The 16,488-nt window shown below is 58.4% G+C and carries 17 protein-coding genes; 13 read left to right on the top strand and 4 right to left on the bottom strand.

What is annotated here, in order from left to right; translation table 11 throughout:
* Positions 1-62 precede the first annotated feature (62 nt).
* Together QF038_RS05695 and QF038_RS05690 are read left to right on the top strand one after the other, a co-directional pair.
* Positions 63-389, top strand: a complete 327-nt coding sequence (locus tag QF038_RS05695) for a helix-turn-helix domain-containing protein (RefSeq protein WP_307609275.1) — start codon at positions 63-65, stop codon at positions 387-389.
* On the top strand, positions 386-1,240 hold the full coding sequence (locus QF038_RS05690; RefSeq protein WP_307609274.1) for an IS3 family transposase: 855 nt from the start codon (positions 386-388) through the stop codon (positions 1,238-1,240). The genes QF038_RS05695 and QF038_RS05690 overlap by 4 nt, the downstream gene beginning before the upstream one ends.
* A 68-nt stretch (positions 1,241-1,308) precedes the next feature.
* Here the strand turns inward: QF038_RS05690 and glmM are convergent, their stop codons facing one another.
* Positions 1,309-2,673, bottom strand: a complete 1,365-nt coding sequence (gene glmM, locus QF038_RS05685) for a phosphoglucosamine mutase (RefSeq protein WP_307609273.1) — start codon at positions 2,671-2,673, stop codon at positions 1,309-1,311.
* A gap of 77 nt (positions 2,674-2,750) precedes the next feature.
* Positions 2,751-4,691, bottom strand: a complete 1,941-nt coding sequence (locus tag QF038_RS05680; protein ID WP_307609272.1) for a DUF6541 family protein — start codon at positions 4,689-4,691, stop codon at positions 2,751-2,753.
* Positions 4,692-5,396: 705 nt separating this feature from the next.
* Here QF038_RS05680 and QF038_RS05675 point away from each other — a divergent pair.
* From QF038_RS05675 to QF038_RS05665, 3 genes are read left to right on the top strand one after another with little or no spacing between them, the layout of a single operon-like run.
* Complete coding sequence (locus QF038_RS05675) at positions 5,397-6,635, top strand: bifunctional glycosyltransferase family 2/GtrA family protein (RefSeq protein WP_307609271.1); 1,239 nt, start codon at positions 5,397-5,399, stop codon at positions 6,633-6,635.
* Complete coding sequence (locus QF038_RS05670) at positions 6,632-6,811, top strand: hypothetical protein (RefSeq protein ID WP_307609269.1); 180 nt, start codon at positions 6,632-6,634, stop codon at positions 6,809-6,811. Before QF038_RS05675 ends, QF038_RS05670 begins: the two co-directional genes overlap by 4 nt.
* Positions 6,786-8,780 (top strand): glycosyltransferase family 39 protein, encoded by a 1,995-nt coding sequence (locus QF038_RS05665; RefSeq protein ID WP_307609268.1) that lies wholly within the window; start codon positions 6,786-6,788, stop codon positions 8,778-8,780. The genes QF038_RS05670 and QF038_RS05665 overlap by 26 nt, the downstream gene beginning before the upstream one ends.
* Before the next feature lie 104 nt (positions 8,781-8,884).
* Here QF038_RS05665 and rpsI read toward each other — a convergent pair whose 3' ends face one another.
* Positions 8,885-9,388 (bottom strand): 30S ribosomal protein S9, encoded by a 504-nt coding sequence (rpsI, locus tag QF038_RS05660; RefSeq protein ID WP_307609267.1) that lies wholly within the window; start codon positions 9,386-9,388, stop codon positions 8,885-8,887.
* A gap of 38 nt (positions 9,389-9,426) precedes the next feature.
* Positions 9,427-9,870 carry a 50S ribosomal protein L13 gene (rplM, locus tag QF038_RS05655; protein WP_015937805.1) on the bottom strand — a complete coding sequence of 148 codons (444 nt, stop codon included), beginning with the start codon at positions 9,868-9,870 and terminating at the stop codon, positions 9,427-9,429.
* A 292-nt stretch (positions 9,871-10,162) separates the two neighbouring features.
* Here rplM and QF038_RS05650 point away from each other — a divergent pair, with 292 nt between their 5' ends.
* The 8 genes from QF038_RS05650 to QF038_RS05615 all read left to right on the top strand — a co-directional run bounded on the left by QF038_RS05650 (position 10,163) and on the right by QF038_RS05615 (position 16,444).
* Positions 10,163-10,828: an A24 family peptidase gene (locus tag QF038_RS05650; RefSeq protein WP_307609266.1), complete on the top strand. Its 666-nt coding sequence runs from the start codon at positions 10,163-10,165 to the stop codon at positions 10,826-10,828.
* A gap of 278 nt (positions 10,829-11,106) precedes the next feature.
* On the top strand, positions 11,107-11,307 hold the full coding sequence (locus QF038_RS05645) for a Flp family type IVb pilin (RefSeq protein ID WP_307609265.1): 201 nt from the start codon (positions 11,107-11,109) through the stop codon (positions 11,305-11,307).
* Between the two features lie 28 nt (positions 11,308-11,335).
* A complete protein-coding gene (locus tag QF038_RS05640) occupies positions 11,336-11,536 on the top strand; it encodes a Flp family type IVb pilin (RefSeq protein ID WP_307609264.1) in 201 nt (66 codons plus the stop codon).
* Between the two features lie 82 nt (positions 11,537-11,618).
* On the top strand, positions 11,619-12,017 hold the full coding sequence (locus tag QF038_RS05635) for a TadE/TadG family type IV pilus assembly protein (RefSeq protein ID WP_307609263.1): 399 nt from the start codon (positions 11,619-11,621) through the stop codon (positions 12,015-12,017).
* Positions 12,005-13,006: a TadE/TadG family type IV pilus assembly protein gene (locus QF038_RS05630; RefSeq protein ID WP_307609262.1), complete on the top strand. Its 1,002-nt coding sequence runs from the start codon at positions 12,005-12,007 to the stop codon at positions 13,004-13,006. The genes QF038_RS05635 and QF038_RS05630 overlap by 13 nt, the downstream gene beginning before the upstream one ends.
* Positions 13,007-13,026: 20 nt before the next feature.
* On the top strand, positions 13,027-13,788 hold the full coding sequence (locus QF038_RS05625) for a Flp pilus assembly protein CpaB (protein WP_307609261.1): 762 nt from the start codon (positions 13,027-13,029) through the stop codon (positions 13,786-13,788).
* Positions 13,785-14,984 carry an AAA family ATPase gene (locus QF038_RS05620; protein ID WP_307609260.1) on the top strand — a complete coding sequence of 400 codons (1,200 nt, stop codon included), beginning with the start codon at positions 13,785-13,787 and terminating at the stop codon, positions 14,982-14,984. The genes QF038_RS05625 and QF038_RS05620 overlap by 4 nt, the downstream gene beginning before the upstream one ends.
* Before the next feature lie 53 nt (positions 14,985-15,037).
* Positions 15,038-16,444, top strand: a complete 1,407-nt coding sequence (locus QF038_RS05615) for a CpaF family protein (RefSeq protein ID WP_373461518.1) — start codon at positions 15,038-15,040, stop codon at positions 16,442-16,444.
* Positions 16,445-16,488: the final 44 nt, after the last annotated feature.

Here is a 16,488-nt window from a genome sequence, read left to right as displayed (position 1 = left end):
TGTCCCGCTGGCCCGTCAAGAGGCTTCATCGGCGGTGGAAGATCCATGGTGAAGGAGCGCTGGTGACCAAACCGACGAAACGGTCGTACTCGTTCGATTTCAAGCTCGCGTTGGTGGAACGGTTCCTCGCGGGTGAGAGCGCGACGGACCTGGCAGTGGAGGCTGGTTTGTCCTCGCCGGTGCTCCTGAGGACGTGGGCGCAGGTCTATCGTCGCGAAGGCGCGGAAGCCTTGCGCCCGAAGCCTAAAGGTAGACCTCGGAAACCCGACGCCCCACCTCCGGTGGAGATATCCGAGCTGGAGCGCTTGCGGCGGGAGAACGAGCGGTTGCGGGCGGAAGTGGCTTATCTGGGAAAATTACGGGCCTTGAGGGCTCAAAAACAACGGTGAAGGTTCAGGCTCTCATCGCCCTCAAGGCTGATTTCCCTCTTTCGGTTCTGCTTCAGGTGTCGGGTCTTGCCCGATCCACGTTTTTCTATCACCAGGCCCGGCTCGCGGCCCCTGACCCGCAAGAAGAACTCAAGTCTTCCATCCTGGACATCTTCAAGTGGAGTCATGGTAGGTACGGGCACCGCCGCGTGCACAGCGAACTGCTCAAGAAGGGGTGGAAGGTTGCTAAGAAAACCGTGCTGAAGCTGATGGGCGTCCTTCGGCTGTTCTGTAAAGTCAGGCGGAAGAAGCGCTACAACTCCTACAAGGGAGAACAGGGCAGAATTGCCCCGAACCTGCTGGACCGTGAGTTCGACGCCACCGCCCCAAACCAGAAGTGGGTCACCGACCTGACGGAATTCAGCGTCAGTGACCGGAAGCTCTACCTCTCACCGGTCATGGACCTCTTCGACCGGCAAATCATCTCCTACTCCGTTGGCTTATCGCCAAACCTGGAGCTGACCAACAGTTCACTCCGTGCTGCCCTGGCGTTGCTCGACGACGGCCAAAACCCGCTCGTGCATTCAGACCAGGGATTTCAGTATCAGCACACCTCTTGGCGCGGGCTGCTGACCGGCGCCGGCGCGGTCCAGTCGATGTCCCGCAAGGGCAACTGCTACGACAACGCCGTGATGGAGAACTTCTTCGGACACCTCAAGGAAGAACTCTTCCATCACGTCCGGTTCCTCACCGTTGAAGCACTGGAAGCAGCTCTGCACGAGTACATCCACTGGTACAACACCGAACGGATCTCGACAAAGCTTGAGGGCCTGAGCCCGGTGCAATACCGTGCCCAGGCCCTCGCGGCTTAGGATCTTATTTGGCCAGTCCAACTATCGGGGACCAGTTCAATGGAGGCGGGCCACTGTTTTTGTCTTGGTTACTCGCTGACGAGCTGCTCCAGGGCCAACTCGGACCGGACAACCTGGGCGAGGTGCTCGGCGATGGACTGCGCCGTCTCTTCGTCGGCGGCTTCCACCATCACGCGCACCACGGGCTCCGTACCGGAGGGGCGGAGCAGGACGCGGCCCGTGTCGCCCAGAGCGGCTTCCGCCGATGCCACTGCCTGGGCCAGGACGTCGTTGCTGCCTACCTTGGTGCGGTCCACGCCCTTGACGTTGATGAGGACCTGGGGAAGCTTGGTCATCACGGTGGCGAGTTCCTTGAGCGGGGTCCCGGTCAGGGCGATCTGGGCGGCGAGCTGCAGCCCGGTGAGGACGCCGTCGCCCGTGGTGGCGTGGTCAGCGAAGATGACGTGGCCCGACTGTTCGCCGCCGAGGTTGAAGCCGCCGTCGCGCATTTCCTCGAGGACGTACCGGTCGCCCACCGCGGTTTCACGGATGCTGATGCCGGCTTCGCGGAGGGCGATCTTGAGGCCAAGGTTGCTCATCACAGTGGCAACCAGGACGTCGTCCTTGAGTTTGCCTGAGTTCTTCAGCGCGACGGCGAGGATGGCCATGATCTGGTCGCCGTCCACTTCATTACCCTCGTGGTCCACCGCGAGGCAGCGGTCGGCGTCGCCGTCATGGGCGATGCCCAGGTTGGCGCCGTACTTCACCACCGCTTCCTTGAGCGGACCAAGGTGGGTGGAGCCGACGCCGTCATTGATGTTGTGGCCGTCCGGATCGGCGCCGATGACGATGACATTCGCGCCGGCGTCCTTGAACACCTGGGGCGAGCAGCCGCTCGCGGCGCCGTGGGCGCAGTCGAGGACGACGGTGAGTCCTTCGAGGTTGTGCGGCAGGGTCTGGAGGAGGTGGACGATGTAGCGGTCCTCGGCGTCGGAGAAGCGCTGGATGCGTCCGACGTCGGCACCGACCGGGCGGACAGCTTCCTTGGTCATCTGCGCCTCGATGGCATCCTCCACGTCATCGGGGAGCTTCTGGCCGCCGCGGGCGAAGAACTTGATGCCGTTGTCCGGCGCCGGGTTGTGCGAGGCCGAGATCATGACACCGAAGTCGGCGTCCAGATCGGCCACCAGGTAGGCCGCCGCAGGAGTGGGAAGGACGCCGGCATCGTAGACGTCAACACCTGAGCTGGAGAGCCCTGCTTCCACGGCGGCGGCGATGAACTCGCCGCTGGCACGCGGGTCGCGAGCCACCACGGCGCGCGGCCGCGACCCGTTGGAGTTGCGGTCGTGGCCGAGTACGACGGCGGCCGCCTGGGCCAGCTGCATGGCCAGCTCCGCAGTCAACAGACCGTTCGCCAGGCCCCGGACACCATCAGTTCCAAATAATCTAGACACCGGTCAAGTGTAGAGGATGAGCGGCGTGAGGGCGTTGGCCTAAGCTCACAAGCTCACGGTGCCGAGGCTGAGAGTTTCTAGCTATCGCAACCGATGAATTTATAGAGAACCGCCGAGCCCTGCTGGTCAACTTTCTGGAATGCTGATGAGCTCTCGGCGCCGTCCAAACCTGGGAAGTCATTTACTTCCTTTCGTTTCGGATCTATATAGCGACCCCCGAAATCCAGGAGGAATTGAATGTTTTCCCGCTTGGCTGCCGCGCAGACCTCGGACCCGCGGGTGGCTTGATTCAGCTCCTTTGACACCAGCAGCTTGTCTGCGTTGGAACCCGTAGCTGCGTGGACAAAAAGAACCCGTCGATCGGCTATGGCATACGCCGTGGAACTTCCGTCCCATGGGTTATTTGCCATGACGGCACCCTCTGGTACATCGACAGGGAGCCGCTTCAACAATTCGAGCTCGTCCGGAGTCAACAGAGGTGAAGACTCATTGAGAGCGTACGTGCGTTCTCGGCCAGGCGTCGTGTCGGAATTCGTCGGCCAAATGATGACGGACGCGGCCAACACTGCGATGCCCATCGGAACAATGCATTTGATTCGGTACCGGGAGACGCTCTCGAAAATCCATACGCCAGCTGCACCGGCAAATACGGCCCAGAACATTGGCAGGAGAGCAGCAAGGCGAGGTGGATCACCATACCAGGCGCCAATAACAAGCGCTCTGAGAAGTGAATGAGGAACCGCCGCCGCCACTATGTACAGCGCAACTGCACCCAGGTAGGACGCCAGAAACCACCGTTCGGTTGACCTGCGAATCAGCAAGCCCGTTCCCGCTGCGACGAGCGCAGCCAGGCCCCAAGCAACGTCACCGTGCGTAGGTGCGGTCAGGAGCACACTCCCGACTGCGGCAGGAAGCGAATCAATGGGATCCCACGAGTAGGTCCAAGGGCGTACGACTGCCCAAATTAGCAAATTACAGAGGCACAGACTGATCCACAGGGCTGTCCACTGCAGATATTTGAAGAGTCCGGACCGACGTTGCGTGAGCTCCCGGAACGATCGCCATGCAGCCATGGCCGAAAAAATCGATGAAAGGCCAACAAGAGCCACCAGGCCCGACATATGCGTGCAGACAAGTCCCGGCAGCCCGATGGCCAGCGTAATTGCGGCCAAAGGCCATGGTAAGTGTGTGGTCTTGCCGAACTTCAATACCGCCGCCAGGACCGTAATGAGCGACGGCAAAAACGTCACCGCCAGCATGTAGGGAAAGAGTGGTCCGAAGTCGCTCTTTTGGCTCTGCATGACTGTGAAAGGAAAGGCGAAAAAGCCCGTGCTTGCAACAGCGGCACATAGAAGGGCAATAATTTTGGGCCCGATAACCACATAGACAAAAAGAAGGACGCCCAGCGGCCAAGCGACCGCCACTATCGCTAGGTTGAGGGCGTTCGAGGATTCAACCACTGGCAATCGCGTCGCTTCAGCGATCAAAGCTGCGAGCGCGTGCCAAACCTGTGGATAAAATTCATCCGAGCCGCCCATAAGCTCCTGCACAGAGAAGGGCGATCCATCGCCAGAATCTATAATTTGCTGCGCCAAATTAAGGTGGAACGGTGTATCAATGCCCTGATTGATGTTGCCTGGGTGCTCAACAATCTGGGCATAACGCAATGTCAGCAAGACCCCGCCCGTCAAGAGAGCGATCCAGTACGCTCTCCCCGCTGAGTGACCCACCGGTTTCCATGCAAAGCTCTCCGGCCATCGTCTGCCCGCCAAACGGACCACCGAGAGAACTATTCCAGCAATCAGCACGGTGGCGACACCGAAGATGCCGATGTGCCAGTCGATCTGCAACCACCAACAGGCCAGCGTGGACACTGCAACAACTGACGCCGTCAGGACGGGTGCAAATGAAATCACCCATATGTGCCGAAATCCTAGCGCCCAGCCCAAGAGCAGCCCGGGAATCATGAGCACTGCGATTGCCCCTGCTAGACCCGGCAGTGCAGCAAGCCAATTCATCAAGGATTTCCCCAATTCATCAAGGATTCCTTAAGGAATTCATAAGAATCCCACAGGTTTCCGCGCATCCCTAGTATGCCCTCCACTGGCATCTAAAGCATATATAGCATGAATCCAAGCCATGGGGGCCTGGGGCTTAAAATTGTTGTACCGGTCTTCAATGAGGAATCTGTACTCGATAAGAGCATCAGAGATCTCGCGAATTATTTGAAACTGGAAATGCCAACACGTGGCAGATTACCATCGCCGACAACGCCAGCACAGGTAACACAAACCAGCTAATGCCGCACGTCTGGCTGCGCTTGTCCCCAACGTTACTTATCGACGTCTGGACGTTAAGGGGCGCGGTCACGCCCTTCGTGATGCATGGAGCTCTTCCAAAGCCGAAGTCTCGGCGGATGTGGATGTAGGCCTCTCCACGGATCTGGCGGGCCTGCCGGGATCCTCGCCATCGATGCCGCGATCGCACTTTCCGGTCTCCTTCATGAGTTCGTTTAGAAGCCAGCGGAAAAATGGTTGCGCTCTCGCGGTGCCCTCTGGCTGCGCGAACGGCAACGGTCACTGGGGTACACCACCCAGAGAAATAGGTAATTAGCTAGGTCATCAGTGCCGCTGGGATCGGGACTACCTGTTTTCGGCTGATGAGTACTCGTCTTTGGGAGAAAGCCTCGCCCTCCGACTCTCGCCACCCCTACTATTCCAAGCATGACACCTAGCTATGGGGGCTTGGCGCTCGAAATTGTAGTACCGGTTTTCAATGAAGAAGCGGTACTCGAAAACAGCATCAGTAGGCTCGCCGAATATCTGACGCACGAAATGCCGTCGACGTGGAAAATAACCATCGCCGATAATGCAAGCACCGACCGGACTCCGGTGATTGCCGCTCGACTCAGCGAGCACATGCCGAACGTTGAATACCGCCGCCTTGAGGTCAAAGGACGGGGATACGCGCTGAGAGACGCGTGGAGCGCATCCGACGCCAAGGTTCTTGCATATTTGGACGTGGATCTGTCCACTGACCTTGCAGCCTTGCCGCCTCTGGTAGCTCCGCTTCTGTCCGGGCACTCCGATATTTCCATTGGCACTCGACTGGGGCAGAGCTCCCGGGTGAGTCGAGGCCCGAAACGTGAATTCATTTCCAGGTCCTATAACTTCCTTCTCCGCCGCACGATGCAGGTGCGTTTTTCCGATGCCCAATGCGGCTTCAAGGCGATTCGGGCTGATGTTGCTAAACGCCTGCTCCCTCATGTTGAGGACAACGGCTGGTTCTTTGACACAGAACTGCTGATTATTGCTGAACGCTCAGGTCTTCGCATTCATGAAATCCCTGTCGATTGGGTAGATGACCCTGATAGCCGGGTGGACATCAAGCAGACCGCCCTCGACGATCTTCGGGGCATGGTCCGTGTTATGGGGTCCTTGGTTAAGGGCGTTATACCAGTTCAGGCAATATACGCCGAACTGGGACGCCGGCCGATTGTGCCAGTGGGACGGCCAAGCTTTTTTGGCCAAGTGTTGCGCTTTGGCCTGGTGGGAGGGGTTTCGACTCTTGCTTTCGCTTTGCTGTATCTCGTTCTCCAGGGGCCCTTCGGCGCGCAGGAGGCGAACTTCCTGTCTCTGCTTTTGACCGCAGTAGGTAACACAGCGGCCAACCGCCGGTTCACGTTTGGCATTAGTGGGCCGGACAAACTCTTCACACAGCAGTTCCAAGGCTTATTGGTATTTTTACTGGCGTGGACAATAACGTCCTCCTCCCTCCTGCTATTGCATGCCGCAAATCCAGACGCAGCGCCGAATGTGGAACTTTTGGCCCTGACTGCAGCCAACATCTTCGCGACGTTGATGAGGTTCGTCCTCCTGCGACTTTGGGTCTTCCGTGCCAGCCGCAGTGAAGAAGGGTCAGCCCTGGCGGCATTTCGTCCTGCCGGGGAATCTGCGCGATGAGTCTGGCTCAGTTCCAGAAACTCGTGGCCGACAACCGCATCGGCTTCTTCATATGGCAGCAGGATCTCCTAGACAGGAATGAACTGAGCGCGGAAACATTACAGATCACAGACTGGGTCCAGAACAACTTCAAGGAGCAGACGGTTGACAATGTCAAAATCTTCGATCTCCGCTAGCAGCTCAGTAACCGCGCCCACTGTCGATCCTCAACACCAGCGGAGCAACTCGGGAATTCTCTCCGGTGTCCGAACGTTTCTGCAAAGACCCCTGGGCCAACCCGCCTGGGAACGACCGGCCCTGTTGATTGTGCTGCTGTCCAATGCCATATTGTACTTTACAAACATTGGCATAAGTGGCTGGGCAAATTCTTTTTATTCGGCCGCCGTCCAAGCCAGCACAATGGATTGGAAGGCATTTTTCTTCGGATCATCAGACTGGGGAAATGCTATAACGGTCGATAAACCTCCGTTGAGTTTATGGATTATGGGGACTTCGGCCAGGCTGTTTGGACTTTCACCAGAAAGTATTCTCCTGCCTCAAGCGGTCATGGGAGTCCTGACAACTTTCCTCATCTATTTACTCGTGCGGCGAAATTTCTCTGCTATTGCTGCTTTGACAGCTGCAATCGTCTTCTTCACGACGCCGATCATCACGCTGATGTCGCGGTACAACAACCCCGATCCACTGATGCTGCTGCTGATGGTGGCTGCGGCGTACTTCGTAGTTCGCACGGTGGAATCAGGCCGAGCACGCTACTTCGCGTATGCAGGACTCATTCTTGGGTTGGGATTCATGACCAAGCAACTGCAGGCTATGCTGAGCCTCCCCGCGTTGGCGGTCGCGTTCCTGGTATGCAGCCACATGGCGTGGTGGCGGAAGATCCGCACTTGCTGCATCGGGTTGATCACCTTGATTTTTGCTGGCGGTCTCTGGATGTCAGTGGTAGAACTCGTACCACCTGCTGCGCGCCCATATATTGGTGGATCAACGGACAACAGTGTTCTACAACTGACCTTGGCCTACAACGGGTTCAACCGCCTGGTACCTGCCGCCAAGGACCCTACCGTCAGCCTCATTCCTGCACACTTCAGATCCGTCGAAAGCGATCAGGGCCTTCTTCGGCTTCTTAACGGAAATTTTGCTCAGGAAGCAGGTTGGCTACTCCTGGTCGCCCTTTTATCTTGTTTTTGGCTTCCCGCGGGATGGCGAAGGCTTACCGCCACGCGAGGCAGGAAAGCGACCGTCCTCCTCTCTGCAGGTTGGTTCATAACCACTTACCTGATGCTTTCGTTCATGGGAGATGGCATCCACTCCTATTACACCGCCACGCTCGCGCCTCCTCTTGCCTTGATCATAGGAATCGGGGTCGAGGCACTCCAGGTTTGGAATTCAAAGAAGAAGGCAAGGTTGGCGGCCTCGTTTACTGTAGCGGCCGGGACACTCGTCGCTTGGGCACTGATGAACACTGTGTCCGACTGGTCCCCGCTGTTGCTCGCTTCGATGCTTGCTTCTGGCCTTGCCGGCGCCGCCTTGCTCGCCGTGCCGCCACCGGTTCAGTGGCTAAACATAGCTGCATGCGCCCTTTCAGCGGTCGGACTTGTCGCTGCCCCCTTGGCAACGTCGATATATACAGCCGCAGTGCCCCACAGCGGTTCGAATCCTTTGTCCGGTCCTCTCACGAAAAGTACAACGAGCATCAGCCGATTTCTCGATGGCGTTAGCAGGAAAGACCCCGGTTGGGCCTACGACATTGGGTTTGGTTTCGATCCAGGACCGAATCTGGTGGAGCTGATAAACGACACATCAACCTGCACTTGGGGAGCAGCAACATATCCCTCTCAATCAGCGGCCAAGCTTCAGCTGGCCTCGTCCCGAGCCGTCATGCCCATCGGCGGGTTTGCTGGTATGGATCCAGCGCCAACTTTGAGTCAGTTCACAGATCACGTGAGTCGCGGCAATATCTGTTTCTTGGTATGGCATCAGGACCATTTGGAGCTACCGGATCGTAGCGCTACCTTGATGCAGATCTCGGACTGGGTGAAATCCCGATATCAGGCCACCACGATCGACGGAGCTATCGTCTATGACCTGAGACAACCAATAGAGGCGAGTCTTGAAAACAGGGACAGCAATGTCCGCCCGTAACGATGGCTCCTTAGTCCCGGATGCTCTAGCATTCTCGACATTCTAAGACGACAGAAAAAGCCCGCCCCGCCAAATGGCGGGACGGGCTTTTCGTGCAAGCGGGTTTAGCGCTTGGAGTACTGCTGAGCCTTGCGGGCCTTCTTGAGACCGGCCTTCTTACGCTCGATGACGCGGGCGTCACGGGAGAGGTAACCGGCCTTCTTCAGGGTGGCGCGGTTGTTCTCGACGTCGATCTCGTTCAGCGAACGGGCGATGCCGAGGCGCAGGGCACCGGCCTGGCCGGAGATGCCGCCGCCGTGGATGCGGGCGATGACGTCGTAGGCGCCTTCGAGATCGAGGATCTTGAAGGGCTCGTTGACGTCCTGCTGGTGCAGCTTGTTCGGGAAGTAGTTGTCCAGCGCGCGGCCGTTGATGGTCCACTTGCCGGAACCGGGGACAACGCGAACGCGTGCAACGGCTTCCTTGCGACGGCCAACTGCAGCACCGGCAACGGTCAGTGCCGGGCGCTCCTTCTTGGGCGCAGCTTCGGCAGCTGAGCTTTCAGAGGTGTAGCTGGTCAGGGTTTCCTCGGCCGCGACGGCCTCGGTGGTCTCTTCGTTCTGAGCCACGATTCTCCTTGTATAGATAAGTTGTTTGGTGGCCAGGACTACTGGGCGACCTGGGTGATTTCGAAAGTCTTGGGCTGCTGGGCGGCGTGCGGGTGCTCTGCACCGCGGTACACCTTCAGCTTGCCCAGCTGCTGGGCAGCAAGGGAGTTCTTGGGGAGCATGCCCTTGATGGCCTTCTCCACGGCGCGGACCGGGTTGGATTCCAGCAGCTCCGCGTAGTTGACGGAGGTCAGGCCGCCCGGGTAGCCGGAGTGGCGGTATGCGCGCTTCTGTTCCAGCTTGGCGCCGGTGAGGGCTACCTTCTCAGCGTTGATGATGATGACGAAGTCGCCCATGTCCATGTGGGACGCAAAGGTGGCCTTGTGCTTGCCGCGCAGCAGGATTGCGGTCTGGCTTGCAAGACGACCAAGGACAACGTCTGTGGCGTCAATGACGTGCCACTGGCGGTTGATATCGCCGGGCTTCGGGGTGTACGTACGCACGGTGTTTGCCTCGTTCTTGTTCTGGCGTTCTTGTTTAGGTGTCACTAGCTCGTGCACCTACTGTCTGCGCGCTACCGGAACAGAGGTGAGGGCTCTATGTAACCAGTCATCCTGAGGTTCCGAATGTGCACGTTGAGTAGTCATCCTGCAACCGGATTCTCAAGCGGGCACGCACCATCGGAATAGGACACGCACAACGACTACCAAGATTAGCGCGTTAGGGGGTTCAGGGTCAAAATGGGGTAGCCGGACGGCGTCTCAGCTCCCGCCGGCATGGACGCAGGGGGTCATCTTGTTTGCAACGGGTAATGACGTTTCTACCGGGTGGCTGCTGGCGCTCGGTGCCGGCATCTTGGGCCTGGCCCTCTCCCCTGTCGCCGAAGCACTCATCGCCAAGCATCTTCCGAGAGTGGGCCCCCTCCCGGCCCGTCCCCTCCGAATTACGACGGCGGCTCTAACCAGCGTCGCCTGCATAGCCTTTAGTTTGCAGTTTGGAACGAGTTTAGCGCTGCCAGCTTTCATATTCCTGGCTGTACTTGGCATCCAGCTTGCCCGGATTGACGTCGTACTACATTTGTTGCCGAACCCGCTCGTACTAATGCTGCTCGCGGGTGGATTTTTACTTATATTTATGGCCGGAATATTTGATAAGCAGACTGACGACCTCCTGCGCGCGACGCTTGGGGCAGTCATTCTGTTTGTCGGCTACCTTATTTTGGGGCTAATTTCTCCCGGGGGCATCGGAATGGGCGACGTGAAGCTCGCTGCCCCCGTCGGCCTTTACCTTGGGTACTTAGGCTGGAGCCAACTGCTCTACGGCGCACTCTTGGGCTTCATCCTGAACGGCTTACTCACGGTATTGATTCTCAGCCGAAAGGGCAGGAAACGAGCCACAGAAGTGGCTCACGGCCCCTCAATGCTCGGCGCGACTGCGGTTGCCGTATTCTTCCTCCAGTAACGTTCCACGTCGATCTTCGGGCCCGTTCCCCCGTCAAGTTCGCGCTGCGTCCAAGTAGTGGTTTCTCTACATGCTTGGCTTTCTGAGTACTGACTCTGCCGTTCGAGTACGTGGCTTTAACGCCGGTTGAAAAAGTCGAGTACCACTACGCATTGTTGCATATGTGCCCCCAATGACAATCTCTTCTTAGCGAAGTCCAGCCGCTAAGGAATTATGGGGGCAGCTGGAAATTCGTTGAAATAAATTCAATCCATTTCACCGAATTAAGGAAAACTAAAATGACTTCTCTCATGGTCTCGATGATGGCTTTTGTTGCCGGCGTCAAGGATCGCTTCTCCACGGAAAAGGGCGCGACTGCAACGGAGTACTCGCTGCTCGTTGGGCTTATCGCCCTGGTGATTGTTGCTGGCGTGACGCTTTTCGGCGGAAACCTGAACACCTTCTTCAGCAGCCTCGCCGGCAAGGTCGGCGCCTGGTAGCAGCGAACGCGGACAGGAAGGCAAGTAGATGCTTGAGTTCAAGGCAACTCTTCAGCAGTTGGCAACAACTGTCCGGGCGATCTTTTCGAACGAAAAGGGTGCAACGGCGACTGAGTACTCGCTCCTAGTTGGTCTCATAGCCCTCGTGATAGTGGCTGGGGTAACGCTGTTCGGAGGAAACCTGAACACGTTCTTCAGCAACCTCGCCGGCTCCGTCGGCGCCTGGTAGCAAGATCCAGACGGTGTGCCGCGCCCCAACAGCGCGGCACACCGCACTTAAAGTCCACGCTGCAACCGTCCAGGGGGACCCGTTGAAACGCAGCCATAAAACTCGCAAGCATGACGAGCGAGGCGCAGTAGCCGTCGAATTCGCCCTTGTTGCTCCGATCCTTATCGCTTTGATCATCGCGATCGTCGAGTTCTCCAACGCCTACAACATTCAGGTGTCGGTGACTCAGGCATCCCGCGAGGCTGCCCGGACGATGGCCATCACCAAGGACGCGACAAAGGCAACTGCCGCCGGCAAGGCCGGGGCTCCTTCTATCAACTCTTCGCTACTTACTTTCGACTACACCGCGGCAACTTGCCCAGCGGCAACGCCGGCCTCGACCGCCGTTGTGACCGTCAAGTACAACGGCTCATCGTTGACAGGCTTCTTCGGGTCCACACTCACAGTTACAGGCAAAGGGGCCATGCAATGTGGCGGCTAGTTAAAAAGGCAAGGGTCGCGGAAGGCGAACGCGGAGCGGCGGGCGTAACAGTCGCCGTGATGATGCTTGTTCTCATAGGCGCAGGAGCCATGGCAGTTGACGTTGGCCAGATTTATGCTGAACGCTCACAGCTGCAGAACGGGGCCGACGCCGGTGCCTTGGCTGTCGCCAAAAGTTGCAAAGACGGCACATGCCTTCCTGCCTTAGCTGACGGCTTGGCAAACTCGAACTCCAATGATGCCGCGAGCACCGCCTCCGTAGACCTTTCCGTCCCCGGCCAAGTGACAGTTACAACGTCAACCAAGAACGGTTCATCCAGTTTCCTGACCAACCTTTTTGCAAATGCCATCAACGCTGGCCCAGTAACTGTGGGAGCCCAGGCGACGGCAGGTGCCGGTTTGCCTGGTAGCGGTTCAGGTTTCCCTCTGGCTTTATCGGACAACTGCTACAACCTGGCCTCAGGGAGCCAGACTGCAGAGGTCCAAAAAATGTCCTACAAGCCCGGGGGAACGTGCACGGGCCCCTCCGGTACACAGATTCCAGGTGGTTGGGGCTGGCTTGATGAAGATTCGCCCTGTGTCGCCAATACCCAAGTGGGCACCAACGACATGGGCTCCGACCCCGGCAACAATCCTCCAAGTGGCTGCGCCACCATCCTTGGCAATTGGAAGACGACGCTTCTGGCAGGGGGAGAAGTCAAGGTCGAGTTTCCCGTTTTCGACACTTCTTCGGGTACCGGGCAGGGCGGCTCCTTCCATGTCATCGGTTACGCCACCTTCAAGATATGGGGCTGGAAATTCGGCAATAACGGAGTCTACGAGTTCCGCAACACCGGCAGCGACCCCGGGATGACAAGTTCTCTGGCCTGTACGGGCGGCAACGACCGCTGCGTTATCGGTCAATTCGTCAAGTACACGGTTATTAGCTCCGGAAACTACATTCCGGGCGGCGAGGACCTCGGCACCTCGGAAATCCGACTCATCAAGTAGTTCCAACTAAGGGGAAAGTAATGAAAGCACGCCTACTGGGAGGCATTGCCGCATTGGTTGTCGCAATCATAGGCACCGTCCTTCTCTTCAATTACGTGCAGGGCGCCGACCGCCGCGCCCTGGCGAACACGGAAACTCAGGACGTCCTGGTTGTTAAACAGGAGGTGCCTGCGGGAACGCCGGCCAGTCAACTATCGCAATACGTAACCACAAAGCCAGTGCCGCGCACTGCCGTCGCAGCTGACGGGGTGCAGGACTTGGGCACATTGGGTTCAATGGTCACCTCCGTAGCCCTCGTTCCTGGCGAGCAACTGCTCAACAGCCGGCTCGTCGATGCGAACGCATACCTCGGCCCGGCACGTGTCGCTGTGCCTGCCGGACTGCAGGAAATCACCCTCCGACTCGGAATTGAACGAGTGGTGGGCGGCAAAATCCGGGCCGGCGATACCGTAGGTGTCTTCATCTCGATGGCAGACGCTGGCGGAAATGGGACCCAACTGACGTTCCACAAGGTTTTGGTGACGGCGGTCCAGTTCAGTTCGGGGGCGGCCGCTCAGACTCAGGCCCAGGCCACCCAGGCAAGCTCCACAGGGTCGTTGAACGCCGACAAGGACGCGCAAACCTCCAGCGATGCCTACCTGATCACCTTCGCACGTGACGCCGTCGACACCGAGAAACTGGTGTATGCGGCCGAGTTCGGAAAGATCTATCTCTCCAAAGAGCCGGCTGATGCCACTGAGGGCACCAACGGTGTTGTCAATCAGACAAAGGTATTCAAATGAGCCGCTTCATATTGATTTCCCCGTCCGTGGACTACGAGCGGAAGGTTCGGGCATCAGTGGCTCCGCTTAGCGGATCGCTGCAGTTCTTCCAAGCCGCATACCTGCCGGAATCTCCGGACGATATCCTTCGACAGCAGGCCGGGGAACCGCCCGAAGTACTGATCCTTGGACCCGGTTTGCCCCAGGACGAGGCACTCAAGTTCGCCGCCGTAATGGACCTCCAGTACCCGGAAATCAGCATCGTGCTGGCCGCGGACGACGACGGCGAACTGGCCTTGAACGCCATGCGCTCCGGCATACGAGACCTCATCCCGCCTTCCGCTGACATGGATCAGGTCCGCGCCTTAGTAGAGCGAGCAAGCCTGGCAGCCGCGGGGCGCAGGCGTGGACTGAGCCCCAATACTGCAGAGCGTCCAACTACCGAAGGTGGCCGGGTAGTGGCAGTCATGTCACCCAAGGGTGGCGTTGGCAAGACCACAATCGCCAGCAACCTCGCCATCGGTTTGGGCCAGATAGCTCCGATGAGCGTAGTGGTGGTGGACCTCGATCTTCAGTTCGGTGATATAGCAAGCGGCCTTATGCTCGACCCTGATTTCACTATCACCGATGCGGTGGTGGGAGCAGCGAGCCAGGACGCTATGGTCCTTAAGACATATCTGTCTCTTCATCCCGGCAACATTTACGTGTTGTGTGCCCCTCGCAACCCCATCGAAATGGACAGGATCACGGGGGAACACGTAAGCCACCTCCTGCGTCAGTTGCGGGCTGAATTCCAGTATGTAGTGGTGGACACAGCCCCCGGGCTCGGTGAGCACGTCCTGGCAACCCTCGAGCAGGCAACAGATGCAGTATGGGTGTGCGGAATGGACATCCCCAGCATCCGCGGTCTCAGGACAGGATTCCAGATCCTCTCGGAGCTCGATCTCCTCCCCGATAACAGGCATGTTGTCCTCAACATGGCTGACCGCAAGACGGGCCTTACCGTCCAGGACGTGGAGGCTACAATCGGCGCTCCTGTCGATATTGTGCTTCCCCGTTCACGAACAGTTCCATTTTCAACCAACAAAGGGGTTCCCCTTCTGCAGGACGGAAGCCGTGACCCTGTAGCGAAGGGTCTTCGGCACTTGGTTGAGCGTTTCAAACCAAACTGGGAAGCTCCCCGCAAGAAGCTCCACCGAAGGGCGGTAGTGCAGTGACACTCTCAAACCGATTTGCCAAGCTGCGCTCCGACGGAAGCAACTCTCCCGAAGTGAGCGAGCCCGTGCTCTCGGCACCGCAGGCGCCGGCAGCTACGCTCGGTACCATCCAGAAAGCGCAAGCGGCTGAACAGTCTCAGGCTTCCACACACGTGCAGCTCACAGAGGGAAGTGCGAGTGAAGCGCTGGCTGGGCTCAAGGAGCGGGCGAGCCAGGCGTTGTATGAGCGGCTAGGTTCCCGGATTACCGACTCCTCATTGGAAGAAGCCGAGCTTCATCAGTTCGTCAAGGATGAACTCCGGGCAGTGGTGGACGAAGAACAGGTCCCCCTGTCGCAGGGTGAACGCCAGCGACTGACCCGCGAGATCATTGACGACGTCCTCGGCCACGGCCCCATGCAGCGCTATCTCGACGACCCAAGCGTCACGGAAATTATGGTGAACCGGGCGGACCAGATTTACGTGGAGCGCCACGGCCAGCTGTTCCTTACAGATACCAAGTTCACAAGCGAAGACGCCCTGCGGCGGGTTATCGAGCGCATCGTCACGCGCATTGGCCGCCGAATCGACGAATCTTCGCCCCTGGTTGACGCCCGGCTCCCCGACGGCTCCCGTGTCAACGCCATCATCCCGCCGCTGGCTGTGAACGGGGCTTCCCTAACAATTAGGAAATTCTCGCGAGAGGCGCTCACGGTTGAGAAACTTATTGGTTTCGGGAGCTTGTCCCCCGAGATGGCGGAGCTCCTCAGAGCATGTGTGCTGGCCAGGATGAACATCATCGTCTCCGGCGGTACCGGTACAGGCAAAACAACTATGTTGAACGTTCTGTCTTCCTTCATCCCCGCTTCGGACCGAATCGTCACTATTGAAGACGCAGTCGAGCTGCAGCTTCAACAGGATCACGTCGTCAGGCTTGAAAGCCGGCCGGCCAACATCGAAGGAAAAGGCGAAGTTTCAATCCGCGACCTGGTCCGCAACTCGTTGCGTATGAGGCCTGACCGGATCGTTGTTGGCGAAGTCCGTGGAGGTGAGTCGCTGGACATGCTTCAAGCGATGAACACCGGTCATGACGGCTCGATCTCAACTGTTCACGCGAATACGCCACGAGACGCTGTGGCGCGTCTGGAAACCCTCGTGCTGATGGCCGGCATGGATCTTCCGCTGCGGGCCATTCGCGAGCAAATTGCTTCGGCGGTGAACCTCATCGTGCACATCTCCCGGCTCCGGGACGGATCCCGACGGGTTACACATGTAACTGAGGTGCAGGGGATGGAAGGAGACATCGTCACGCTGCAAGACGCCTTTGTCTTCGACTACTCGGCTGGCATCGATGCCAACGGTCGCTTTTTGGGAAAGCCAATACCCACCGGAGTCCGGCCTCGATTCACCGACAGGTTCGAGGAACTCGGCATCAAGATTTCTCCCGCCGTGTTCGGTGCCCAGGCAGTCAGGAGTCGGTGATGACCGTACCAGAGGACTCAGTAGCACCCATGCTGTTGGGAGTG

This window comes from Pseudarthrobacter sp. W1I19, assembly GCF_030817835.1.
Lineage (GTDB): Bacteria > Actinomycetota > Actinomycetes > Actinomycetales > Micrococcaceae > Arthrobacter.
This window is presented reverse-complemented; position numbering and strand designations above follow the sequence as displayed.

Bases quoted from the DNA above. Each gene is read 5' to 3' on its own strand.
- QF038_RS05680 (WP_307609272.1), bottom strand. From the start codon at position 4,691: ATGAATTGGCTTGCTGCACTGCCGGGTCTAGCAGGGGCAATCGCAGTG.
- QF038_RS05675 (WP_307609271.1), top strand. From the start codon at position 5,397: ATGACACCTAGCTATGGGGGCTTGGCGCTCGAAATTGTAGTACCGGTT.
- QF038_RS05670 (WP_307609269.1), top strand. From the start codon at position 6,632: ATGAGTCTGGCTCAGTTCCAGAAACTCGTGGCCGACAACCGCATCGGC.
- QF038_RS05665 (WP_307609268.1), top strand. From the start codon at position 6,786: ATGTCAAAATCTTCGATCTCCGCTAGCAGCTCAGTAACCGCGCCCACT.
- QF038_RS05645 (WP_307609265.1), top strand. From the start codon at position 11,107: ATGACTTCTCTCATGGTCTCGATGATGGCTTTTGTTGCCGGCGTCAAG.
- QF038_RS05640 (WP_307609264.1), top strand. From the start codon at position 11,336: ATGCTTGAGTTCAAGGCAACTCTTCAGCAGTTGGCAACAACTGTCCGG.
- QF038_RS05630 (WP_307609262.1), top strand. From the start codon at position 12,005: ATGTGGCGGCTAGTTAAAAAGGCAAGGGTCGCGGAAGGCGAACGCGGA.
- QF038_RS05625 (WP_307609261.1), top strand. From the start codon at position 13,027: ATGAAAGCACGCCTACTGGGAGGCATTGCCGCATTGGTTGTCGCAATC.
- QF038_RS05620 (WP_307609260.1), top strand. From the start codon at position 13,785: ATGAGCCGCTTCATATTGATTTCCCCGTCCGTGGACTACGAGCGGAAG.